The sequence below is a fragment of the Nocardia caishijiensis NBRC 108228 genome (genome assembly GCF_001612825.1).
Lineage (GTDB): Bacteria > Actinomycetota > Actinomycetes > Mycobacteriales > Mycobacteriaceae > Nocardia > Nocardia caishijiensis.
Genome location: NZ_BDBE01000049.1, coordinates 58,419 through 79,193, shown reverse-complemented (window position 1 = coordinate 79,193; position 20,775 = coordinate 58,419). Strand labels below are relative to the sequence as shown.

24 protein-coding genes are annotated in these 20,775 nt (G+C 68.3%); 9 read left to right on the top strand and 15 right to left on the bottom strand.

The genetic code is table 11. The features are described 5' to 3' along the window. The first annotated feature begins 5 nt into the window (after positions 1-5). The 3 genes from NC7_RS25915 to NC7_RS25905 all read left to right on the top strand — a co-directional run bounded on the left by NC7_RS25915 (position 6) and on the right by NC7_RS25905 (position 2,820). A complete protein-coding gene (locus NC7_RS25915; RefSeq protein WP_067987813.1) occupies positions 6-1,346 on the top strand; it encodes a family 2 encapsulin nanocompartment cargo protein terpene cyclase in 1,341 nt (446 codons plus the stop codon). Then, positions 1,343-2,218, top strand: coding sequence for a geranyl diphosphate 2-C-methyltransferase (locus NC7_RS25910; RefSeq protein WP_067987810.1), 876 nt, complete (start codon positions 1,343-1,345; stop codon positions 2,216-2,218). The genes NC7_RS25915 and NC7_RS25910 overlap by 4 nt, the downstream gene beginning before the upstream one ends. A 230-nt stretch (positions 2,219-2,448) precedes the next feature. Beyond that, positions 2,449-2,820 carry a hypothetical protein gene (locus tag NC7_RS25905; protein ID WP_236573652.1) on the top strand — a complete coding sequence of 124 codons (372 nt, stop codon included), beginning with the start codon at positions 2,449-2,451 and terminating at the stop codon, positions 2,818-2,820. A 1-nt stretch (position 2,821) separates the two neighbouring features. Here NC7_RS25905 and NC7_RS25900 read toward each other — a convergent pair whose 3' ends face one another. The 3 genes from NC7_RS25900 to NC7_RS25890 all read right to left on the bottom strand — a co-directional run bounded on the left by NC7_RS25900 (position 2,822) and on the right by NC7_RS25890 (position 5,846). Beyond that, complete coding sequence (locus NC7_RS25900; protein WP_067987808.1) at positions 2,822-3,553, bottom strand: aspartate/glutamate racemase family protein; 732 nt, start codon at positions 3,551-3,553, stop codon at positions 2,822-2,824. Continuing rightward, positions 3,553-5,040, bottom strand: coding sequence for an NCS1 family nucleobase:cation symporter-1 (locus tag NC7_RS25895; protein ID WP_067987869.1), 1,488 nt, complete (start codon positions 5,038-5,040; stop codon positions 3,553-3,555). The genes NC7_RS25900 and NC7_RS25895 overlap by 1 nt, the downstream gene beginning before the upstream one ends. Positions 5,041-5,123: 83 nt before the next feature. Further along, the gene (locus NC7_RS25890; RefSeq protein ID WP_067987805.1) at positions 5,124-5,846 is read right to left on the bottom strand and encodes a GntR family transcriptional regulator; all 723 of its coding nucleotides are present in this window, start codon (positions 5,844-5,846) and stop codon (positions 5,124-5,126) included. Between the two features lie 106 nt (positions 5,847-5,952). On the opposite strand from NC7_RS25890, the gene NC7_RS25885 reads away from it, so the two are divergent. Both NC7_RS25885 and ilvA read left to right on the top strand, forming a co-directional pair. Further along, on the top strand, positions 5,953-7,131 hold the full coding sequence (locus NC7_RS25885; protein ID WP_067987802.1) for a serine hydrolase domain-containing protein: 1,179 nt from the start codon (positions 5,953-5,955) through the stop codon (positions 7,129-7,131). 42 nt (positions 7,132-7,173) lie between these two features. After that, a complete protein-coding gene (ilvA, locus tag NC7_RS25880) occupies positions 7,174-8,388 on the top strand; it encodes a threonine ammonia-lyase (RefSeq protein ID WP_067987800.1) in 1,215 nt (404 codons plus the stop codon). Between the two features lie 30 nt (positions 8,389-8,418). On the opposite strand, the gene NC7_RS25875 is transcribed toward ilvA, so the two are convergent. From NC7_RS25875 to NC7_RS25865, 3 genes are all read right to left on the bottom strand, one after another. Next, positions 8,419-8,742 (bottom strand): DMT family transporter, encoded by a 324-nt coding sequence (locus NC7_RS25875; RefSeq protein ID WP_067987798.1) that lies wholly within the window; start codon positions 8,740-8,742, stop codon positions 8,419-8,421. 19 nt (positions 8,743-8,761) lie between these two features. After that, positions 8,762-10,180, bottom strand: a complete 1,419-nt coding sequence (gene argH, locus NC7_RS25870) for an argininosuccinate lyase (RefSeq protein WP_067987796.1) — start codon at positions 10,178-10,180, stop codon at positions 8,762-8,764. Positions 10,181-10,371: 191 nt separating this feature from the next. Next, complete coding sequence (locus NC7_RS25865) at positions 10,372-11,574, bottom strand: argininosuccinate synthase (RefSeq protein ID WP_067987794.1); 1,203 nt, start codon at positions 11,572-11,574, stop codon at positions 10,372-10,374. Between the two features lie 174 nt (positions 11,575-11,748). Between NC7_RS25865 and NC7_RS29660 the strand changes: the two genes are divergently transcribed. Next, positions 11,749-11,889, top strand: a complete 141-nt coding sequence (locus tag NC7_RS29660; RefSeq protein ID WP_166655845.1) for a hypothetical protein — start codon at positions 11,749-11,751, stop codon at positions 11,887-11,889. Positions 11,890-11,909: 20 nt separating this feature from the next. After that, a complete protein-coding gene (locus NC7_RS30315) occupies positions 11,910-12,044 on the top strand; it encodes a hypothetical protein (RefSeq protein WP_255285068.1) in 135 nt (44 codons plus the stop codon). A gap of 9 nt (positions 12,045-12,053) precedes the next feature. On the opposite strand, the gene NC7_RS25860 is transcribed toward NC7_RS30315, so the two are convergent. After that, a complete protein-coding gene (locus NC7_RS25860; RefSeq protein WP_067987792.1) occupies positions 12,054-12,734 on the bottom strand; it encodes a GNAT family N-acetyltransferase in 681 nt (226 codons plus the stop codon). An 82-nt stretch (positions 12,735-12,816) separates the two neighbouring features. Between NC7_RS25860 and NC7_RS29380 the strand changes: the two genes are divergently transcribed. Continuing rightward, positions 12,817-12,969 (top strand): hypothetical protein, encoded by a 153-nt coding sequence (locus NC7_RS29380; RefSeq protein WP_157102182.1) that lies wholly within the window; start codon positions 12,817-12,819, stop codon positions 12,967-12,969. Between the two features lie 56 nt (positions 12,970-13,025). After that, on the top strand, positions 13,026-13,826 hold the full coding sequence (locus NC7_RS25855; RefSeq protein ID WP_067987788.1) for an aldose epimerase family protein: 801 nt from the start codon (positions 13,026-13,028) through the stop codon (positions 13,824-13,826). Positions 13,827-13,841: 15 nt separating this feature from the next. On the opposite strand, the gene NC7_RS25850 is transcribed toward NC7_RS25855, so the two are convergent. Genes NC7_RS25850 through argC form a run of 8 tightly spaced genes read right to left on the bottom strand, consistent with a single transcriptional unit; the run spans position 13,842 to position 20,770 of the window. Continuing rightward, positions 13,842-14,639 (bottom strand): Fic family protein, encoded by a 798-nt coding sequence (locus NC7_RS25850; RefSeq protein ID WP_157102181.1) that lies wholly within the window; start codon positions 14,637-14,639, stop codon positions 13,842-13,844. 48 nt (positions 14,640-14,687) lie between these two features. After that, positions 14,688-14,900 (bottom strand): hypothetical protein, encoded by a 213-nt coding sequence (locus NC7_RS30310; RefSeq protein ID WP_067987780.1) that lies wholly within the window; start codon positions 14,898-14,900, stop codon positions 14,688-14,690. 24 nt (positions 14,901-14,924) lie between these two features. Then, the gene (locus NC7_RS25840) at positions 14,925-15,428 is read right to left on the bottom strand and encodes an arginine repressor (RefSeq protein ID WP_067987778.1); all 504 of its coding nucleotides are present in this window, start codon (positions 15,426-15,428) and stop codon (positions 14,925-14,927) included. A 34-nt stretch (positions 15,429-15,462) separates the two neighbouring features. Continuing rightward, the gene (argF, locus tag NC7_RS25835; RefSeq protein ID WP_067987775.1) at positions 15,463-16,395 is read right to left on the bottom strand and encodes an ornithine carbamoyltransferase; all 933 of its coding nucleotides are present in this window, start codon (positions 16,393-16,395) and stop codon (positions 15,463-15,465) included. Next, positions 16,392-17,594, bottom strand: a complete 1,203-nt coding sequence (locus NC7_RS25830) for an acetylornithine transaminase (RefSeq protein WP_067987772.1) — start codon at positions 17,592-17,594, stop codon at positions 16,392-16,394. The genes argF and NC7_RS25830 overlap by 4 nt, the downstream gene beginning before the upstream one ends. Continuing rightward, entirely contained in the window at positions 17,587-18,492 is a 906-nt protein-coding gene (argB, locus tag NC7_RS25825) for an acetylglutamate kinase (protein WP_067987769.1), read from the bottom strand. Before argB ends, NC7_RS25830 begins: the two co-directional genes overlap by 8 nt. Beyond that, positions 18,489-19,715: a bifunctional glutamate N-acetyltransferase/amino-acid acetyltransferase ArgJ gene (argJ, locus tag NC7_RS25820; protein ID WP_067987766.1), complete on the bottom strand. Its 1,227-nt coding sequence runs from the start codon at positions 19,713-19,715 to the stop codon at positions 18,489-18,491. Before argJ ends, argB begins: the two co-directional genes overlap by 4 nt. Further along, positions 19,712-20,770 (bottom strand): N-acetyl-gamma-glutamyl-phosphate reductase, encoded by a 1,059-nt coding sequence (argC, locus tag NC7_RS25815; RefSeq protein ID WP_067987763.1) that lies wholly within the window; start codon positions 20,768-20,770, stop codon positions 19,712-19,714. The genes argJ and argC overlap by 4 nt, the downstream gene beginning before the upstream one ends. Positions 20,771-20,775: the final 5 nt, after the last annotated feature.

Sequence of the window (20,775 nt, the reverse complement as noted above, 5' to 3'; positions counted from 1 at the left end):
GAGCCATGTCGCTGCTCAGCAGAGCCGCCGCCCCACCGACGGGCGGCGACCTCGCCGCGACGGTCGTCGCCCTCTTACACGGCGCGACCGCACCGGCCGATGTCTTCGCCGACGCGGCGATCTCCCGGTCAGCTGTCCACCGGCCGGGTCACGGTGCGGCGCTCGTCGGCTCGGTCCCCCGACTCGGAACGCCCGCCTCGGCGGCGCGGACCAGTTCGCCCGGGACTCCGACCGCTGTCGCACACCGTCTGCGCGGCCCCAGCGGGCTCGGCACGTCGGGCCTGCGGGTGTCGCTGCTCGCGGACCGAGGTACCGATCAGCCCGCGAGCACGGGCCGTCAGGACATCCCGGTGCTCTACTGTCCCCCACCGGTCCGCGACGATCCCGCCCTCGCCGACGCCGTCAACGTCGGCCTGCTCGCCTGGGCCGCCGAGATCGGCCTGTACGAGGGCCGCCTCGACGAACTCGGCAAAGCCGACTTCGGCAGGCTCATCATGCTGGCCCACCCCGACTGCGACGACCCCGACCTGCTCCTCGCCGCGGCGCAATGCGCCGTCTCCGAATGGTCGGTCGACGACTACTACTGCGAGGAGGACGCCCCTGGCGACACCGCACCCGACGGCACTCCATCCAGCGCGGCCGCCGAACTCGGGCCACGGCTCGAACTCGCGGCAGCCGCCATGGACCCGGTGCACCTGCCCGCGCGCTACGCACCACGGCTCGAAGAGGCCATGCAGGCCGACCCCATCCTGCGTGCCTTCCGCACGTCGTTCGCGCACCTGGCGGGGTACGCGAGCGACGCCCAGCTGGCCAGGCTCCGCACCGAGATCGCGGGTTGGTTCATCGCGCTCGGCGCGGAAGCAGGCTGGCGGGCGGCGGGGCGGATGCCGCCGGTGTGGGAGTACCTGACCAACCGGCAACCGCACAGTTTCCTGCCGTGTATGGCGCCGATCGACGCGGTCGGGCGCTACGAGCTCGGCGCACCCGAGTACACCGACCCGGCCGTCCGGCGGGTCGTCACCACCGCGGCGCTGGCCGCCCAGATGGTCAACGACCTGTATTCCATGGCGCGCGAGGACCTTTCGAACGGTCGAGAGTTCAACCTGCCGACCGTCCTCGCCGCCGAGGAGGGGTGCAGCCGGGCCGATGCCGTGCTGCGCACCGCCGAGGTCCACGACGAGCTCATGCACCGCTTCGAACGCGAAGCCGCACCACTGGCCGCCGCGGGCTCACCGCAACTGCGCCGCTTCCTGACGGGCCTGTGGGCCTGGATGGGCGGCAACCGCGCCTGGCACGCCGACAGCCGCCGCTACCACGACACCGCACCACGAGAGGACGACCGATGACCATCGCGAACGCCCACACCGACACCACCGTCCTGCGCACCACCTATCAGCGGTCGGTCGCCGCGTACTGGAACAACAACCCCAACGACGACCGCGTCAACACCAAGCTCGGTGAGGTGGACGGCCTCTACCACCACCACTACGGCATCGGTGCGCCCGACTTGTCGGTGCTCGAGGGTCCCGAGGAGACCCGCCAGGAGCGCATCGTGCGCGAACTGCACCGCCTCGAGACCGCCCAGGCCGATCTGCTCCTCGACAACCTCGGCGCCATCGCCCCCACCGACCGCCTCCTCGACGGCGGTTCCGGTCGCGGCGGAACCAGCTTCATGGCGGCCGAACGCTTCGGTTGCTCGGTCGACGGTGTGAGCATCTCCGAGTACCAGGTCGGGTTCGCCAACGACCAGGCCGTGGAACGCGGCGTCACCGACCGCGTGCGCTTCCACTTCCGCAACATGCTCGACACCGGATTCGACGACGAGTCGATCCGCGCGATCTGGACCAACGAGACGACCATGTACGTCGACCTGTTCCCACTGTTCGCGGAGTTCTCCCGACTGTTGGCTCCGGGCGGCCGCTATGTCTGCATCACCGGCTGCTCCAACGACGTCATCGGCGGTCGGTCCGCGTCGGTGAGCTGGATCGACGCCCACTACGGCTGCATGATCCATCCGCGCAGCGAGTACTTCCGCGCGCTGTCGGAGAACGGCTTGGTGCCGACCACGGTCATCGATCTGACCCCGGACACGATCCCGTACTGGGACCTGCGGACGCACTCCGAGCTCGCGACCGGGGTGGAGCAGCCGTTCCTCACGGCATACCGGGAGGGAAGCTTCCAGTACCTGCTGATCGTGGCGGACAAGGTCGCCTCCTGATCTGCGCTCCCTGACCTGAGGTGTTCGCAGGATGCCCGGCAGTGGCCATCGGCCGCCGGGCATCCCTCTCTTCCCTGCGCTCTTGTCCTTCCTCTCCCAGCTCAGCCACATACCAGATAGATGCGTATATCTACATTTGACGATGTAGGTTACTTCCTTGGCTAACTCACAGGCTCACCACAGTCACAGACCAGGCCGCCGGAGCATTCTCGACAGGGACGTTTCCGCAGATGGTGAGTGAGGTAGTGATGGTCGAGCTCGAAGTCGACGACGACACGGTGACGGTCCACGTACTCGGTGGGCATCGGCTGCTCGCCCTGCGTCAGCAGGTCGTCATCGACCGTGCCGCCATCACCGAGATCGCCACCGCCGAGGTGGACCTGCGCCCACCGTGGGTGCGCGCACCCGGCACCTTCATTCCCGGCGTGATCGCCGCGGGTGTCTACCGAGGCAAGGGCCGAAAAGAGTTCTGGGACACCACCTTCAGTGGGAACGCGGTCCGCATCGACCTGAACGGTCCCGACTTCACCCGCTTGGTCGTCGACGTCGACGACCTCGGCGCGGTGCTCGACACCCTGACCGGCCAGCTGGTCGACGCCTGACCTATCCCGACCCGAACGATGCCAACAGCCCCGCATAGGGCTTTGCCGGTGGTCGCGCGAACTCGCCCCGCCCCGACTTCCGCAACCCGAGCGTGACGAGAGATTGCACGGTCAGGGTCGCCGCGGCGACACCGTCGATCACCGGCACGCCGATCTCGGCACGGATGTCCGCACACAGATCCGCCATTCCGGCACATCCGAGTACGACGGCGTCCGAACCGTCGGCCCGCACCGCCGCCCGGCACGCCTCGGTGACGACCCTGCGCGCCTCCGGGTCGGCGCCGAGGGCGAGCACAGGCACCCGGCACGCATGGATGCCGAGGCAGAAGCGTTGCAGCCCATAACGTTCCGTCAGGTCCACCGCCCGACCGATGGTGCGTTCGAGGGTGGTCACGACGCTGAATCCACGTCCGAGATGACTCGCCGTTCGCATACCCGCTTCCGCGATCCCGATCACCGGGCCCGTGGCGAGTTCACGGGCGGCGTCCAGGCCCGGGTCACCGAAGCAGGCGATGACATAACCGTCCACGCCATCGGCCTCACCCTCCCTGATCGCGGCCAACAGCCCGGGAATACTCATCGCCTCGTCGTAATGACTTTCGATCGAGGCCGGGCCCGTCGCGGAGGTGACCGCGTCGAGCAGTGTGCCCGCGCCGACGACAGCCCGGGCACACTGCTCGATCGTGTCGGTCATCGCCCGGGTGGTGTTCGGATTGACGACCCGGATACGCATCAGGCGAGGACCTCCGATGCCTCCGCCCGCCTGGCCGCGGTGAGCAGATAGTAGGTGGCGAAGCCGAGGCCGCAGCCGATGAACCAGCTGTATTTGGCCGCGGTGTGCATGCCGGGCAGCCCGTTGGCCAGCACCGGGAACACCGCGACTCCCGCGCCAACGGCCGTGGCGACGATCGCGGCGGGGTGGTAGCCCTTGCGGTAGTAGTAGGTTCCCTTTTCCGACAGGGTGAAGAGGTCGTCGACGATCACCTTCTGCTTCCGCACGAGGTAGTAATCGCAGATCAGCACACCGAACAGCGGTCCGATGAAGGCGCCGAGCACTTCGAGCGTGTAGTGGATGACCTCGGGGTTGTTGTACAGATTCCACGGCGTGATCAGGATCGAGCCGACAGCGGCGATCATGCCGCCCGCTCGCCAACTGATCCGTTGCGGGCTCACGTTGGAGAAGTCGAACGCCGGGGAGATGAAGTTCGCGACGATATTGATACCGATGGTGGCGATCGTGAAGGTGAGCGCACCGAGCACGATCGCGAAGGTGGAGTCGATCCGGGCGACGGTGGCGACGGGGTCGGTGATGAGCTCGCCGTACACGGGCACCGTCAGCGAGGCCGTGACCACGACGAGCAGGGAGAAGAGCAGAAAGTTCACCGGCAGACCGAGCAGATTGCCGGTCTTCACGGCCGGAAAGCTCTTGCCGTAGCGGGAGAAATCACCGAAATTGAGCATCGGGCCCGAGAAGTAGGAGACGACGAGGGCGATCGCCCCGAGCATCACCGGGATCGACGCCCAGCCGGTGTAGGTCACCGCACCCAGGTTCAGGTCGATAGCGCTCCAACCGGCGCGGGCGATCAGATAACCGCAGAGCACGAACATCACCACGTACACGGCGGGTCCGCAGAAATCGATGAATCGGCGAATGGACTCCATGCCGCGCCAGAACACACACGCCTGCACCACCCACAGCAGCAGAAAGCTGCCCCAGCCGAGCGCCGACAAGCCGAGAAAGCCGTAGTCGGCCGTGATCGCGTACGGCGCCAGCCCCGGAAACAGTTTCACCAGAACGACGTCCAGCGCGGCGGAGGCGAGGAAGGTCTGGATCCCGTACCACGCCACCGCGATCAGACCACGGATGATCGCCGGGATGTTCGCACCGAGCACACCGAACGCACTGCGGCAGATCACCGGGTACGGAACGCCGGTCACCTGACTCGGTTTGGCGACCAGATTGCAGAAGAAATAGACGATGACGATACCGATGAGCAGGGCCAGCAGAACCTGCCAGCTGGCCAGTCCCAACGCGAAAAGACTTCCCGCGGTGACGTATCCGCCGACGCTGTGCACATCGGACATCCAGAACGCGAAGATGTTGTAGGTGCCCCACGTCTGCTTGCGCAGCGGTGCGAGATCGGCGTTGGTCAGTCGTGGATCGTAGGCGGGCGGTGCGTCGACGGGCGCGCCGGTCGGCGCGGAGACGGTATCGGTCATGGTCGTTCCCATCCGAAGGGTTCAGCTGCTGCGATGACCGTAGGTTTGCGCAGTTGCCCTGCGGTTTCCCGAGAATTTCGCCGCTATTGCGCCGAAGATATATTCTCCGGCGCCAGCAGGCCGGTGTCGGTGGGCAGGGTCGCGATCACCGCTTCCAGCCGTCGGTGGTGCTCCTCGGCGGCGGTGAGCAGTCGATCGACGTCGCGGGCGAGGAAGGCGTCGAGCATCGCGACATGGTCGGTGTGCAGCAGTTCCCGGTCGGCGCGGTCGATGTGCACCATGGATCGCACGGGTTCGGTGACGTTCCAGGCGGATTCGAGCATCTGCAACAGTCGGAACATGCGGGACGGGCGGGTCAGTGCGACGTGGAAACAGCGGGATTGGCGCTGGTAGGTCTCGGGGTCGTCGTCGAGGATGGCCCGCTCGAGCAGATCGTTCACGGCCAGCAGTTCGGCACGTTCGGCGTCGTCGGCCGCGCGGGCCGCCGCGGCGAGCGACGCCGATTCCAGGGTGTCGCGCACGATGTACATCTCGCGCAGCTCCCGCGCCGTGAGCTGGGCGACCTGATATCCGTGCTGCGGGCGATGGGTCACCAGCCCTTCCCCGATCAGCGTTTTCAGGGCTTCGCGCACCGGGATGTGACTCACGCCGAAGAGCACGGCCACCTCGCGCAGCGGGATCACGGTGCACGGCGGGACGGCGCCGTCGAGGATCACCCGGCGCAATTCACCCAGGATCACCTGGGGCCGACCGGGTTCGTCCACCACCAACCTCGCGAGCAGCGCCGATCGTCGTCTGGAGGACATGCGTGCACGCTATGACCCTTGTATTGCGCCCGCACTGCGGGATGTGACAGTCAGGAAACGATCACCGTACCGACCGGTCCCGTGGGTGATTTGGCATGCTCGGGTGATGGGAGTTTCGACAACGCAGTCGGTGGATCGCCGTTTCGTCCGTCTGGTCACCGTGTTCGACCAGTTGTTCCGCAAGCCTGCGCACGGCGGTGGTGCGCTGTGCGTGTATTTGCACGGCGAACCGGTGGTCGATGTGTGGGCCGGGTACGCGCGCCCTGGCGTGCCGTGGACGGCGGATTCGGTGGCGCTGGCCTTCTCCACCGGAAAAGGTGTGGCGTCCACGGTGATTCACCAGCTCGCGGAGCGGGGTGAGCTCGACTACGACACACCGGTGGCCGAGTACTGGCCCGAGTTCGCGGCGGCGGGCAAGGAGCGGATCACGGTCCGCGATGTGTTGACTCATCGGGCCGGACTGCACCGCCTGCGCGGTCTGCTCGACGGCCCGATCGAGACCTTCCTCGATGACAAGGCGGTCACCTCCGCTCTCGCCGCGGCCACCCCTGACCCGCGCCATCTCGTCACCAGCGGATACCACGGGATCAGCTACGGGCACTTGGCCGCCGAGTTGGTGCACCGTGTCACCGGCCGCGAATTCGTCGACGTCGTTCGCACCGAACTCGCGGAACCCCTTGACGCGGAGGAACTCTGGTTCCGTGTGCCCGCCGGGGAACGCCACCGCATCGCCACCACCTTCCCCCGGCTCACCGCGGCGGGCATGGACTGGGAACGCGGCTCGGACTTGCTCACCCGCACCCGGTTCGCGGCGGCGGCCGAAACCACCCCGCGTGGTTTCGCGGACCTCATCGTCGATCCCCGCGTGCACGACGCGGTGATGCCGGGCGTGAACGGCGTCTTCTCCGCCCGTGCGCTGGCGCGGGTCTACGGCGCTCTCGCCAACGGTGGCGAACTCGGTGGTGTCCGTGTCCTGTCCCCCGACACGATCCGCCGCGCCGCCACCCGGCAGGTCTTCACTCCCGACTATGTCCTCGCCTTCCGCATCCCGTGGGCGCTCGGCTATCACGGCGTCCCTATGAAACCGTCCCGCGCCGAACCCATCTCGGCCTTCGGCCACTTCGGCCTCGGCGGCTCCGGCGCCTTCGCCGACCCCGAGACCGGCCTGTCGCTCGCCTTCGTCACCAACCGCCTGGGCGGCAAACTCACTCCCCTCGGCGACGCCCGCCTGACCCGCCTGGGCACCATCGCCCACAACATTGCCAAGGCCGCGCTCCACACCTGATCTGGTCATTCGATCACCACTCTCTGGTGGCACGATGGGGCGATGGAGAGCGTTGAGTTCGGGCAGGTGGCGGCCGCGGCGCGCGTGGTGGGGGCGGTGGTGCGGCGGACGCCGGTGGTCGGGTCGCGGGTGCTGTCGGAGCGGGCGGGGGTGCCGGTGTGGCTGAAATGTGAGAACTTGCAGCGGACGGGGTCGTTCAAGCCACGCGGTGCCTACTACCGGATCGCGAATCTGTCGGAAGCGGAGCGGGCGCGCGGGGTCGTGGCGGCGAGCGCGGGCAACCACGCGCAGGGGGTGGCATGGTCGGCGGCCGAATTGGGGATCACCTCGACCGTGTTCATGCCGATCGGGGCGTCGTTGCCGAAGCTCGTCGCCACCCGGGCCTACGGTGCCGAAGTGCATCAGGTCGGTGAGACGATCGACGAGGTGTTGGTGGCGGCGAAGCAATTCGCGGAACGGACCGGGGCGACGCTGATCCATCCGTTCGATCACCCCGACATCGTCGCCGGGCAGGCGAGCGTCGCACTGGAGATTCTCGAGCAGGTGCCGGATGTGCGGACCGTGGTGGTACCGACCGGTGGTGGCGGGCTGCTCGCCGGAGTGGCGATCGCGCTGAATCACCGTACGCCGCAGGTCGGGGTGGTCGGTGTGCAGGCCGCGGACGCGGCGGCGTGGCCGGATTCGCTGCGGGCGGGCACACCGGTCCGGGCGTCCCGGATGTCGACGATGGCGGACGGTATCGCGGTGGGGATGCCGGGTGCGGTGCCGTTCGATCACGTGTCGAAGCTGGTGTCGCGGATCGTGACCGTCGACGAGGAATCGCTGTCCAAGGCCTTGCTGCTGTGTCTGGAACGGGCCAAGCTCATCGTCGAACCGGCGGGCGCGGCGGGGGTCGCCGCGCTGCTCGGCACCGAATTACGTGACCTGCCAGGACCGATCGTGGTGATCCTGTCCGGCGGGAACATCGACCCGCTGCTGCTCACCCGCGTGATAAACCACGGACTGAGCGCGGCCGGGCGTTATCTGGCGATGCGGGTGACGATCTCGGACCGCCCGGGAGCGTTGTCGGCCCTGCTCGGGGTCGTCGGACGGGCCGGGGCCAGCGTGGTCGACGTCGTTCACTCGCGCACCGGGACGTGGCTGGCGGTCGACGAGGTCGAGGTGTCGCTCACCGTGGAGATGCGAGGGCCCGCACATCGCGACGATGTGCTGGACGCGCTGCGCGAGGCGGGGTTTCGGGTCCGCGCCGAGTTGTGAGGCGAGATCCTCCCCCATCATCCGGCGCACTCAGTGTGCGCCACCGAGTTCCAACGCGAGCACACCGAGGATGACCAACCCGATCCCACCGACCTGTACCAGCGTGAGCCGCTCCCCCAGGAACAGCACACCGATCAGCGCGATGGCGGCCACCCCTACGGCGGACCAGATCCCGTAGGCGACGCCGATACCCATCCCACGCTTCAACACCTGGGCCAGGAAAAAGAAGGCCGCACCGTATCCGATCACGACCACGGCCGACGGCACCGGTTTGGTGAACCCCTCCGACAGTTTCAGCGAAACGGTCGCCGTGACTTCGGAGGCGATGGCCAGCGCCAGCAAGAGCAGGGTCATGGCCGCAGAATAACGAGGTTCAGCGCAACCAGGTGCGGGCTTCGTCGGCGTTCGCCCGGACCTCGTCGAGTTGTTCGGCGACGCGCACACCCGAGGTGCCACCGCGCGCGTTGCGGGAGGCGATCGAGCCCGGAACCGTGAGTACTTCACGAACCCCGGCGGTCAGCGAGGGGTCGACGGCCGCGAATTCCTCGTCGGTGAGCTCGTCGAGCCCGACACCGCGCGCCTCGGCGGCGCGCACGCACGCACCGGCCGCTTCGTGCGCGACCCGGAACGGAACCCCTTGGCGCACCATCCATTCGGCGATGTCGGTGGCCAGGGTGAACCCGGCGGGAGCGAGTTCGGCCATGCGGTCGGTGTGGAAGGTGAGGGTGCCGACGAGGCCAGCGATGGCGGGCAGCAGAAGTTCGAGCTGGGCGACCGAGTCGAACAGCGGTTCCTTGTCTTCCTGCAGATCCCGGTTGTACGCCAGCGGTTGGGCTTTCAGGGTGGCGAGCAGACCGGTCAGGTTGCCGATCAGGCGGCCCGCCTTGCCCCGGGTCAGTTCCGAGACGTCGGGGTTCTTCTTCTGCGGCATGATCGACGACCCCGTCGACCACGCGTCGGCGAGGGTGACGTAACCGAATTCCGGTGTGCTCCAGAGGATGATCTCCTCGGCCATGCGGCTCAGGTCGACACCGATCATGGCGAGCACGAACGCGGCTTCCGCGGCGAAGTCACGCGAGGAGGTGGCGTCGATCGAGTTGGCGGCCGAGGCGGTGAAATTCAGTTCGGCGGCGATCTGCTCGGGATCGAGGCCGAGCGAGGAACCGGCGAGCGCGCCCGAACCGTAGGGCGAGATCGCGGCGCGCTTGTCGAAATCGCGCAGACGTTCCAGATCACGCAGCAGCGGGTGGGCGTGCGCGAGCAGGTGGTGGGCGAGCAGCACCGGCTGGGCGGCCTGCAGGTGGGTCTTGCCCGGCATCACGGCGTCCGGGTGCGCGGCGGCCTGGGCGACCAGGGCATCGACCACGTCGAGCACACCGGCCGCGACGCGACGCACACCGTCACGCAGCCACATCCGGAACAGGGTGGCGACCTGATCGTTGCGCGAGCGGCCCGCCCGCAGGCGACCGCCGAGCTCGGTACCGACCCGTTCGATGAGGCCGCGCTCGAGCGCGCCGTGCACGTCCTCGTCGGACTCGGCGGGACCGAACGCGCCCGAGGCCACGTCGGCGGCGAGGGCGTCGAGCCCGACGAGCATGCCGGACAGGTCGGTCTCCGACAGCAGACCCGCCTTGTGCAACACGCGGGCGTGCGCCTTCGACGCGCGGATGTCATAGGGAGCCAGCGCCCAGTCGAAGTGGGTCGACTTGCTCAGCGCCGCCATCGCCTCTGCCGGGCCGGACGCGAATCGCCCACCCCAGAGGGCACCTTCGTTGGTTCCGACGTGGGTCATCCTGGGCCCTCCTGCAGAGTCGGTAGCGATTGCGGTGACGGGGTCGAGCCTAGGTCGCCACCTGATTTCGCGAGAACATGGGTAACTCGCCGGGTACGCCCGGAACAGGTGTGACACCTCAGGCGAGTCCGGTATGAATGCCGACCGCCTCCCCACGACCGGCAGAAGTCGCGGGGAGGCGGAGGAGCCTGCTACTTCTGGTTGAGGTCGCGACGTGCGGCGACCTTCGAGGACAGGCCGTGGATCTGCACGAAACCCTTGGCCAGCGACTGGTCGAAGGTGTCGCCCTCGTCGTAGGTGGCCAGGTTGAAGTCGTAGAGCGACTGCTCGGAGCGGCGGCCGTTGACCACGGCGGAGCCACCGTGCAGCACCATCCGGATGTCGCCGGTGACGTGCTGCTGGGTGTCCTGCACGAAAGCGTCCAGGGCGCGCTTGAGCGGGGAGAACCACAGGCCGTCGTAGGCCAGCTCGCCCCAGCGCTGCTCGACCTGGCGCTTGTAGCGGCCCAGCTCGCGCTCGATGGTGACGTTTTCGAGGGCCTGGTGCGCGGTGATCAGCGCGATGGCGCCCGGTGCCTCGTAGATCTCGCGGCTCTTGATGCCGACGAGCCGGTCCTCGACCATGTCGAGGCGGCCGACACCCTGGCGGCCCGCGCGGGTGTTCATCTCCTCGATGGCCTGCAGCACGGTGACCTGGCGGCCGTCGATGGCGACCGGCACACCCTTGTCGAAGGTGATGATGACCTCGTCGGGCGCCTCGAAGTTCACCGTCGGGTCGGCGGTGTAGTCGTAGACGTCCTTGGTCGGGGCGTTCCACAAGTCCTCGAGGAAGCCGGTCTCGACCGCGCGACCCCACACGTTCTGGTCGATGGAGAACGGCGACTTCTTGGTGACATTGATCGGGAGGTTGTTCTCCTCGGCGAAGGCGATGGCCTTCTCGCGGGTCCAGGCGTAGTCGCGGACCGGGGCGATGACGTCCAGGTCGGGCGCGAGCGCGCCGATGCCGACCTCGAAGCGGACCTGGTCGTTGCCCTTACCGGTGCAGCCGTGCGAGACGGTGGTGGCGTTGTGGAACTTCGCGGCCTCGACCAGGTGCTTGACGATCAGCGGGCGGCTGATGGCCGACACCAGGGGGTACTGGCCCATGTACATGGCGTTGGCCTGGATGGTGGGCAGGCAGTACTCGTCGGCGAACTCGTCGCGCGCGTCGACCACGATGGCCTCCACGGCGCCGCAGTCCAGGGCGCGCTGGCGCACCACGTTCATGTCCTCGCCGCCCTGGCCCAGGTCGATGGCCACGGCCACGACCTCGGAACCGGTCTCCTTCGCGATCCAGCTGATGGCGACGGAGGTGTCAAGCCCACCGGAGTAGGCGAGTACGACGCGATCGGACATGTCTGTTGCGCTCCTTGAACTGGTGTCTGTGGACGGCTCGCGCCGTTGCTGCAAATGATTATGCACGATGATGCAAGCTCATTCATCACCGGGGTGCGCCTCCTCGACGGCCGACACCATCTGTGAGACGCTGGTCACAGTAGCTACTCATCCAGTCGGGGTCGAGGAGTAAACATGCAGCAACTACGTGATTTCGCTCAGGCCAACTACGACCTCATCGGACTCGTCGTCATCGGCGTCGGCAACTTCGCCCTGACCGTCGGCAAGACCCTGTTCGACCTGAGCACGCCCATTCTCCAGGATTTCTTCGCCTGACCCCGGCACCGGAGGACACCATGGAAGACGCCATCCTGCAATTCCTCGTCGAGAACTACGAGCCGGGCGCGGCGGTCGGCCTGCACGTGGGTCGGGTGCTGTTCGACCTCAGCTCGCCGCTGATTCTCGCCGTCCTGAATTTCCTCGCGTCCTAAACGCGGTCGTCATCGCGGCCCGCGCACGCGGTGCGCGAGCCGGGCACGCACATCCGGCCAGTCCTCGGCCGTGACAGCGAACAGCACGCTGTCGCGAACGGTGCCGTCCGAACGGCGGAACTGCCGCCGCAGCGTGCCCTCGTAGACCGCGCCGAGCCGGGCGATGGCCTGCTGCGAGCGGTGGTTTCGCACGTCGGTCTTCAGCTGTACCCGACCGGCACCGAGCACGTCGAACGCGTGCTCGAGCAGCAGCAGCTTGGCTTCCGGATTCACCGCGCTCCCCCAGACCGACGGTGCGTACGCGGTGAACCCGATCTCGAGCGTCGCGTCGCGAGGGCGGGCGTCGAGGAACGACGTCAGGCCGAGCACGGCCCCGGCGGGCCGATCCCCGATCTCGGTGCGCGAGCGAACGATCCACACGTGCCAGTCGGGAAGCGCGCTCAGTTCGCGCAACCTCCGCGCGAAGTCGGCCACCCCCTGGGGGCGCCACGGCAGGTGCGCCCACACCGCGTCCGTGTCGAGAGCGTGGAACAGTTCCGTGGCGTCGGCAGCCGGGTCGGCTGGCGTCAGCGACACCGTCGCACCGTCGAGGCGGGTACCCGCCCGGACGGGCCAGACCATCTCGGGCCAGGCGGTATCGTCCGGCCTCGGGTCGGGTCGCGGTTTGAAGGGCACCAGATCGGGAAGCACTCTCGCAGGGTAGTGCGCCGTACACGGTGTACGGCACTCTGGGACAGCACTATTCGACTCGCCAGCAGTGAGGACGAACAAGATGCTCCATTACATCGCGCAGGAATTCTCGACCCTCGGCAACGGTGTGCTCGACGTCGGTCGCGCCGTGGTCGAACTGGTGCAAGACATCATCGATGTCGCCACGCCGGGCCACAACGGCGGTGCGGGTGGCGGCGACTATCCCTTCAACTGATGTCGATCGGCGCGGGCTGCACCGGATGACGGGCCCGCGCCGATAGTCTCCCCGGCATGAGCGACGACGTGCGGCTCAGCTCCGGGACCGCGACACTCACCCTCGCCCCCCACGACGGGGGTGCGATCCACAGCCTCACCGTGGCGGGTACGGAACTGTTGCGCCAGGACCCCGGCACCGGGTGCTTCGTCATGGCACCGTGGGCAGGGCGGCTCGGCTACGGCAAGGTCACCGTGGGGGATCGCACCTACCAGCTGCCGATCAACAATCCGCCGCACAGCATTCACGGCACCGCGCGCGACGGCGCATGGGAGGTCGTGTCGAGGACGGCGAACGAGGCGATCCTGCGACACCGGCTCACCGATCCGTGGCCGTTCGCGGGCACGGTCGTGCAGACGTTCACCCTCACCGACACGGGCCTGGCACTGGCCATGCGCATCACCACCGACCACGACCCCTTCCCCGCCCAGGGCGGCTGGCACCCGTGGTTCCTGCGCGAGGTCGCCCCCGCCACCGGCCCGCTCGAACTCGACTTCCACCCGGCGTGGATGTACGAACGCGGCCCCGACTACCTCCCGACCGGCCGCCACGTCCCGCCGACTCCCCCGCCCTGGGACGACTGCTTCGCCATGCCCGACGGCGTCGACGTCCGCCTCACCTGGCCGGGCTTCCTCGAATTCACGATCACCAGCCCCGTCACCGACGTGGTGGTGTGGACACTGCCGGAGGAATCGCTGTCGGTCGAAGCCCAATCAGGCCCACCGAACGGGCTGAACACCGACCCTCGGATGGTCACCCCCGATACGCCGCTCGACATTCGCGTCAGCTGGACCTGGCAGCGGTTGTCGCGGAGTTGAACCGCAGCGCCTTGTTCACGCCCGGGCGCGACCGATTCCTGCTGCGAAATCATCGAGGGCCGTGAGCATTGCGTCGGCCTGCCAGACTCGGTTTCTGGCACGCTGCGACACCTCGCGCAGCACGCCCGACTGGACGAGTCGGTCGATTGCCCGCTGCGCCGCGACCGCGCTGATGCCGAAGGTTTCGGCGACGTAAGCGCTGTTCACCACCGGCTGCGCGAGGAGACTGTCGATCACCTTCCATACGACGGAATCCGCGCGAGCGGTCGTCTGTTCCCGGTAGCCGGTGCGCACAGCACGAAGGTCTTCGACCAATCGGCGTCCGGCACCGACCGCGTAGAACGTCGCCGCCACGAACCGGCGGACGATCGGCTCAGGATCCCCTGTGCGATATCCGGTCAGCGCATCGAAATAGGTACCCGTGTTCACCAGCAGCCCTGCCGAGATCGGTACGGTGATGTGTCCGGTCAGCTGCCGGGCGCTCAACATCGCGTGCACCAGCGCGCGGCCCGTTCTCCCGTTGCCGTCGGCGAACGGGTGGATCGTCTCGAACTGCGCATGAGCGAGCGCGAGATGAACCAGGGCGGGTAAGTCGTCGCGACGGGTGAAGCGGATCAGGTCGACAATCGCCGCCGGTACCCGATCATGATGTGGCGGAACGAAATCCGCCCATACCTGTTCGTCGCGCCATCGCCCGGCATGTGCGGGATCGGACTCGCCGAGTAGTGCGCGGTGCATGGCCAGAATCGAGGCGGTATCGATGTCCCTGCCCAGGCTTGTCGCCGCCTCCATCGCGTGCACATTGGCGGTCACGATGCGTGCGTTGCGATTGCTGTGCTCGCCGAGCACAGCAAGGGCGAGCTACCTGGCCCCCACCGTGAGGTTCTCGATCTGTGACGATGCGGAACTCTCCGTCCGCGGCAGGACTGAACTCACGGGGCCGAGCTCGCAGTCGGCCCCCAGTCGAGCGGAAAGGTGCGCGTCGAACCGCGCCAGTTCCTGCGCGGCCTCTTCTGCCTCGGTGAGCAGTGAGACCGGCAATTCCACCGGCTGTTCGGCGATGTCGGTGAGCACCGCGGCCGAGTAGTCTCCCGACGGTCAGGCCAGGCTTTCGATCTTGGCGGCGAGTTCGGCGCCGGTGAGGGGTTCGCGGGCGATGACGGCGATGGTGTCGTCGCCCGCGATGGTGCCCACGACGTAGGGCAGGGCGGCGCGGTCGAGGGCGCTGGCCAGGAAGTGGGCGGCGCCGGGTGGGGTGCGCAGGACGGCGAGGTTGCCGCTGGCGTCGGTGGAGACGAGCAGGTCGGCCAGCAGTTTCGACAGGCGGCCGGTGCCGCCGGTGACGCCTCGGACGGGACTGCCGTCCTCGGGGACGATGTAGACCCCGGCGCCGCCGTCGGCGGCCCGCAGCTTCACCGCGCCGAGTTCGTCCAGGTCACGCGACAGGGTGGCCTGGGTGGTCTCGATGCCCTCGGCGGCCAGCAGTGCGGCCAGTTCGGTCTGGCTGCGCACCGAATGCGCCGAGAGCAATTCGACGATGCGTGATTGGCGACCGGCGCGGGTGCGGGCGATCGCGGGCGTGCCCTTTTCCGGCGCGCTCATCGTCGCACCACCGCGCCGGTCCCGGTTCGCGGTCTCACGCGGCGGCTTTCGCGAGCAGCCACACCAGCAGCGCCTTCTGGGCGTGCAGCCGGTTCTCGGCTTCGTCCCAGACGACACTGTGCGAACCGTCGAGCACCTCGTCGGTGATCTCCTCGCCACGGTGCGCCGGAAGGCAATGCAGCACAATCGCTTCCGGGTTGGCGGCGGCCAGCAGTTCGCCGTTGAGCTGGAACGGGCGGAACGGCCCGACGCGATCGAGGCCGTCGTTCTCCTGGCCCATGGAGGTCCAGGTGTCGGTGACGAGCACGTCGGCGCCGGTGGCTCCGACGACGGGATCACCCGTGACCGCCACTGTCGCACCGGTTTCGGCGGCACGTTTGGCGGCGGCCTCCATGATCCAGGGCAGCGGCTCGAAACCGGCGGGCGCGGCGACGGTCACGTTCATCCCCGCCGTCACACCACCGAGCAGCAGCGAGTGCGCCATGTTGTTGGCGCCGTCACCGAAGAAGGTGAGGTTGAGCCCGGCCAGTGAACCCTTGCGCTCGGCGATCGTCTGCAGGTCGGCGAGTACCTGGCACGGGTGGAACTCGTTGGACAGCGCGTTGACCACGGGAACTGTTGCGGTGGCGGTCATCTCGTCCAGGCGCGACTGTTCGAAGGTGCGCCATACGATGGCGTCGACATAACGCGAGAGCACGCTGCCGGTGTCACCGAGGGTTTCCTCACGGCCGAGCTGGGTGTCACGACCGTCGACGACCACGGCGTGTCCGCCGAGCTGGGCGATACCGAGCTCGAAGGAGAATCGCGTACGGGTGGAGTTCTTCTCGAAGATCACCCCGACCCCGCGCGGGCCGTCCAGCGGGCGGTGCGCGAAGGGATTCTTCTTGAGTTCGGCGGCGAGAGCGAGGATTTCGGCCTGTTCGGCCTGGGTCACGTCGTCGTCGCGTAGGAAATGGCGCAGGGTCACTTGGTCGCTCCCTTGGCATCGGCGGCGGCCTTGTCGAGAATCTCGGGCAGGTCGGCGACGAAATTGTCGGCCTGGGTTTCGGTGAGCACCAGGGGCGGTGCCAACCGGATCACGTCGGGCTTGGCGGGGTTCAGCAGATACCCCGCCTCACGCGCCCGTTCGTCCACGTGGGCGGAGATGTCGTTGCGCAGCACGATGCCGATCAGCAGACCCGCACCGCGCACGTGGTCGATCTCGGGGTGCTCGAGCAGGGCGATGCCGTCGCTGAGCTTCTTGCCGACCCACTCCACATGGCTCAGCAGGTCCTCGGAGTCGATGGTGCGCAGCACGGCCAGCGCCGCCGCCGCGCAGACCGGGTTGCCGCCGAAAGTGGTGCCGTGCAGACCGGGGGTGAGCAGTTCGGCGGCGCGTCCCTGTGCCAGCACGGCGCCGATCGGCAGGCCGCCACCGAGACCCTTGGCCAGGGTGATGGCGTCGGGCACGATCCCCGCGGCCTGGTGCGCGAAGAACGTTCCGGTGCGGCCGATTCCGGTCTGCACCTCGTCCAGGATCAGCAGAGCCCCTGCCCGCGAGGTGATTTCGCGCGCCTTGGCGAGGTAGTCGAACGGCGGGACGACCACACCGCTCTCCCCCATCATCGGCTCGAGGAACACCGCGGCGGTGTCGGAGTCGACGACGGCTTCCAGGGCGGCGGCGTCACCGTAGGGCACGTGCACCACACCCGGAGGCATCGGCTCGAACGGTGCCCGCTTCGACGGCTGACCCGTCAGCGCGAGCGCGCCCATGGTCCGCCCGTGGAACGCCTCCTCGGCCGCGACGATCTTGGATCGCCCGGTGAGCCGGGCGATCTTGAAGGCGGCCTCGTTGGCCTCGGTGCCCGAGTTGCAGAAGAACGCCTTGCCCTCGCCGTCACCGAAGTGGGCCAGCAGCTTCTCGGCCAGTTCGATCACGGGTTCGCTGGCATACAGGTTCGACACGTGGCCGAGGGTGCCGAGCTGCTGGGTGACCGCCTCGAGGATGGCGGGATGCCCGTGGCCGAGGCTGTTGACCGCGATACCACCGAGGAAATCGACGTAGCGCTTGCCGTCGGCGTCGTAGAGCACCGCCCCGGCGCCACGCACCAGCGCCACCTTCGGGGTGCCGTAGTTGTTCATCATCGCGGCCGACCACCGCTGCTGCAGTTTCGCCACTTCACTCATCTTCGGCCTCCCCCGGGGTCACCATGGTTCCGATTCCTTCTCCGGTGAACAGTTCAAGTAGTACCGAATGCGGGACGCGCCCGTCGATCACGTGCGCGCTCGGCACACCGCCGCGCACCGCGCGCAGACAGGCCTCCATCTTCGGCACCATGCCCGCGTCCAGGCTCGGCAGCAACTCGGCGAGGGCGTCCGCGTCGATCCGGCTGGTGAGGGAGGACCGGTCCGGCCAGTCGGTGTAGAGACCCTCGACATCGGTGAGGACGACGAGCTTCTCCGCGCCGATACCCTCGGCCAGCGCGGCCGCGGCGGTGTCGGCATTGATGTTGTGCACCACGCCGTCCGCGTCGGGGGCGATGGTGGAGACCACCGGGATGCGGCCCGCGTCGATGAGGTCGAGCACGGCGCCGGGATTGACCTCGGTGACATCGCCGACCAGGCCGATGTCGGTGGCCACCCCGTCGACCGCGACCGTGCGCCGGGTGGCGGTGAACAGGTGCGCGTCCTCGCCGGAGATACCGACGGCGTACGGGCCGTGCGCGTTGATCAGCCCGACGAGCTCGCGCCCGACCTGACCGAACAGCACCATCCGCACCACGTCCATCACCTCGGGGGTGGTGACGCGGAAACCGCCACGGAACTCGCCTTCCATACCCAGCTTCTTCAGCATGGCGTTGATCTGTGGGCCGCCGCCGTGCACGACAACGGGGTGCACGCCGACGGTGCGAAGGAAGGCCATGTCGGCGGCGAAGGCGGACTTGAGGTCGTCGTCGATCATGGCGTTGCCGCCGTACTTCACCACGACGATCTTGTCGCGGAACTTCTGCAGCCACGGCAGCGCATCGGCCAGCACGTGCGCCTTGTCCAGGGCCGAAAGGCTGTGCAGCACACCGGCGGTCATGAGCTGTACGCCGAATTCTCTTCGACGTAGCCGTGCGAGAGGTCGGTGGTGCGCACCATGGCGGTGCCCTCGCCGACATTGAGCTCGATCAGCACATCGATATCGGCGCCGGACAGGTCGACCTCACGGGCACCGGGCGCGCCGACGCTGTCGACACAGACCGGATTTCCGTTGAACGACACCGCGATTCGATGCGGATCGAGGGTCACCGGGGCGATACCGACGGCGGCGAGCACCCGGCCCCAGTTCGGGTCGGAGCCGAAAAGCGCTGTCTTGACCAGGTTGTCGCGGGCGACGGCCCGGGCGACGGTGAGGGCCTCGTCCTCGGTGGCCGCGCCGGTGACGGTGATCGTCACCCGCTTGGTGACGCCCTCGGCGTCGGCCATGAGCTGGGCGGCGAGGTCGTCGCAGACGGTGAACACGGCCGCGTCGAGGTCGTCCTGGGACGGAGCGACGCCGCTGGCACCGTTGGCCAGCAGCAGCACGGTGTCGTTGGTGGAGCAGGAGCCGTCGACGTCGAGCCGGTCGAAGGTGTATTTCGTGGCTTTGCGCAGCGCCTCGTCGAGCTGTTCGGGGGTGGCCACCGCGTCGGTGGTGAGCACGACGAGCATGGTGGCCAACGAGGGGGCGAGCATGCCCGCGCCCTTGGCCATGCCGCCGACGTTCCACTTGTCCTCGTGGTGGAAGGCCGACTCCTTGGGAACGGTGTCGGTGGTCATGATGGCGTGGGCCGCGTCGGAGCCACCGGTGAGACCGCCGCCCATCTCGTGCACGATCTCGGTGATCGCGGGCAGCAGTTTGTCCATGGGCAGCCGGTCACCGATCAGGCCGGTGGAACAGACCGCGATCTCGCCCGCGCCGGTCTCGGTGCCCCAATTGCTCAGCGCCGCGGCGAGTTCCTCGGCGGTCTTGTGGGTGTCCTGGAAGCCGCCGTGGCCGGTGCAGGCGTTCGCGCCACCGGAGTTGAGGACGACCGCGCGCACGCGACCGGACTTCAATACCTGCTGCGACCACAGCACGGGTGCGGCCTTCACCTGGTTGCGGGTGAACACTCCCGCCGCCGCGTATTCGGGGCCCTCGTTGAGCACCAGCGCCAGGTCGGGCTTGCCGCTGGCCTTGATGCCCGCCGCGATGCCCGCCGCGCGGAAGCCCAGCGGGGCCGTGACGCCCTGGGTGTGGATGAGTTTGCCGTGGTCCGGCGCGTGCGGATCAGGGGTTGTCACGGTGCCACTCCTACGGTGGAAAGTCCTGCGGTCTCGTCGAAACCGACGGCCAGATTCATCGATTGCACCGCGGCGCCCGCGGTGCCCTTGGTCAGATTGTCGATCGCGCCGATCACCACGAGCAGACCCGCGTCGGCGTCGACGGCGACCTGCAGGGTGATGGCGTTGGAGCCGAGCACCGAACCGGTCTGCGGCAGCATTCCCTCCGGCAACAGATGGATGAAAGGCTCATCGGCGTAGGCCTTTTCGTAGACGGCGCGGGCCTCGGCGGCGTCGACCTTCACCGGGGCGGTGCAGGTGGCCAGGATGCCGCGCGGCATCGGCGCGAGCACCGGGGTGAACGACACCGCGACGTCGACACCGCCCACGGCGGCGAGGTTCTGCGCGATCTCGGGGGTGTGCCGGTGCGCGCCCGCGATCCCATAGGCGCGGACGCTGCCCATCACCTCGGAACCGAGCAGGCTGACGTCGAGTTTGCGGCCCGCGCCCGAGGTACCGCTCACCGCGACGACGTTCACGGTCGGCTCGATGATGCCCGCGGCCATGGCCGGGGCCAACGCGACACTGGACACCGTCGGGTAGCAGCCGGGCACCGCGATGCGGCGGGCCCCGGTGAGTCGGGCCCGGGCGCCGGGTAGTTCCGGCAGACCGTAGGGCCAGCTGCCCGCGTGGGGGCTGCCGTAGTACTTCTCCCAGGCGGCGGCGTCGGTGAGCCGGAAGTCGGCACCACAGTCGATGACGACCGTCGACTCGGGCAGCGCCCGGGCGATCGCGCCGGACTGACCGTGCGGCAGGCCGAGGAACACGATGTCGTGCCCGGCCAGGGTCTCGGGGGTGGTTTCCTGCAGGATCCGGTCGGCCAGCGGCAGCAGCTGCGGTTGCAGCGCGCCGAGGGCGGTGCCCGCGTTGGATCCGGCGGTCAGCGCCCCGATCTCGAGGCGCCCGGTTCGGTATTCGGGATGGCCGAGCAGCAGACGCAACACTTCGCCGCCCGCGTACCCACTCGCACCGGCAACCGCCACCCGTAGGACGGGTCCTCCCGACGTTTCAACCATGTGAT

What these genes read in the sequence shown, in the direction of transcription:
- NC7_RS25915 (WP_067987813.1), top strand. Translation starts at nt 6, where the DNA reads ATGTCGCTGCTCAGCAGAGCCGCCGCCCCACCGACGGGCGGCGACCTC.
- NC7_RS25910 (WP_067987810.1), top strand. Translation starts at nt 1,343, where the DNA reads ATGACCATCGCGAACGCCCACACCGACACCACCGTCCTGCGCACCACC.
- NC7_RS25905 (WP_236573652.1), top strand. Translation starts at nt 2,449, where the DNA reads ATGGTGAGTGAGGTAGTGATGGTCGAGCTCGAAGTCGACGACGACACG.
- NC7_RS25900 (WP_067987808.1), bottom strand. Translation starts at nt 3,553, where the DNA reads ATGCGTATCCGGGTCGTCAATCCGAACACCACCCGGGCGATGACCGAC.
- NC7_RS25895 (WP_067987869.1), bottom strand. Translation starts at nt 5,040, where the DNA reads ATGACCGATACCGTCTCCGCGCCGACCGGCGCGCCCGTCGACGCACCG.
- NC7_RS25890 (WP_067987805.1), bottom strand. Translation starts at nt 5,846, where the DNA reads ATGTCCTCCAGACGACGATCGGCGCTGCTCGCGAGGTTGGTGGTGGAC.
- NC7_RS25885 (WP_067987802.1), top strand. Translation starts at nt 5,953, where the DNA reads ATGGGAGTTTCGACAACGCAGTCGGTGGATCGCCGTTTCGTCCGTCTG.
- ilvA (WP_067987800.1), top strand. Translation starts at nt 7,174, where the DNA reads ATGGAGAGCGTTGAGTTCGGGCAGGTGGCGGCCGCGGCGCGCGTGGTG.
- NC7_RS25875 (WP_067987798.1), bottom strand. Translation starts at nt 8,742, where the DNA reads ATGACCCTGCTCTTGCTGGCGCTGGCCATCGCCTCCGAAGTCACGGCG.
- argH (WP_067987796.1), bottom strand. Translation starts at nt 10,180, where the DNA reads ATGACCCACGTCGGAACCAACGAAGGTGCCCTCTGGGGTGGGCGATTC.
- NC7_RS25865 (WP_067987794.1), bottom strand. Translation starts at nt 11,574, where the DNA reads ATGTCCGATCGCGTCGTACTCGCCTACTCCGGTGGGCTTGACACCTCC.
- NC7_RS29660 (WP_166655845.1), top strand. Translation starts at nt 11,749, where the DNA reads ATGCAGCAACTACGTGATTTCGCTCAGGCCAACTACGACCTCATCGGA.
- NC7_RS30315 (WP_255285068.1), top strand. Translation starts at nt 11,910, where the DNA reads ATGGAAGACGCCATCCTGCAATTCCTCGTCGAGAACTACGAGCCGGGC.
- NC7_RS29380 (WP_157102182.1), top strand. Translation starts at nt 12,817, where the DNA reads ATGCTCCATTACATCGCGCAGGAATTCTCGACCCTCGGCAACGGTGTG.
- NC7_RS25855 (WP_067987788.1), top strand. Translation starts at nt 13,026, where the DNA reads ATGAGCGACGACGTGCGGCTCAGCTCCGGGACCGCGACACTCACCCTC.
- NC7_RS25840 (WP_067987778.1), bottom strand. Translation starts at nt 15,428, where the DNA reads ATGAGCGCGCCGGAAAAGGGCACGCCCGCGATCGCCCGCACCCGCGCC.
- NC7_RS25830 (WP_067987772.1), bottom strand. Translation starts at nt 17,594, where the DNA reads ATGAGTGAAGTGGCGAAACTGCAGCAGCGGTGGTCGGCCGCGATGATG.
- argB (WP_067987769.1), bottom strand. Translation starts at nt 18,492, where the DNA reads ATGACCGCCGGTGTGCTGCACAGCCTTTCGGCCCTGGACAAGGCGCAC.
- argC (WP_067987763.1), bottom strand. Translation starts at nt 20,770, where the DNA reads ATGGTTGAAACGTCGGGAGGACCCGTCCTACGGGTGGCGGTTGCCGGT.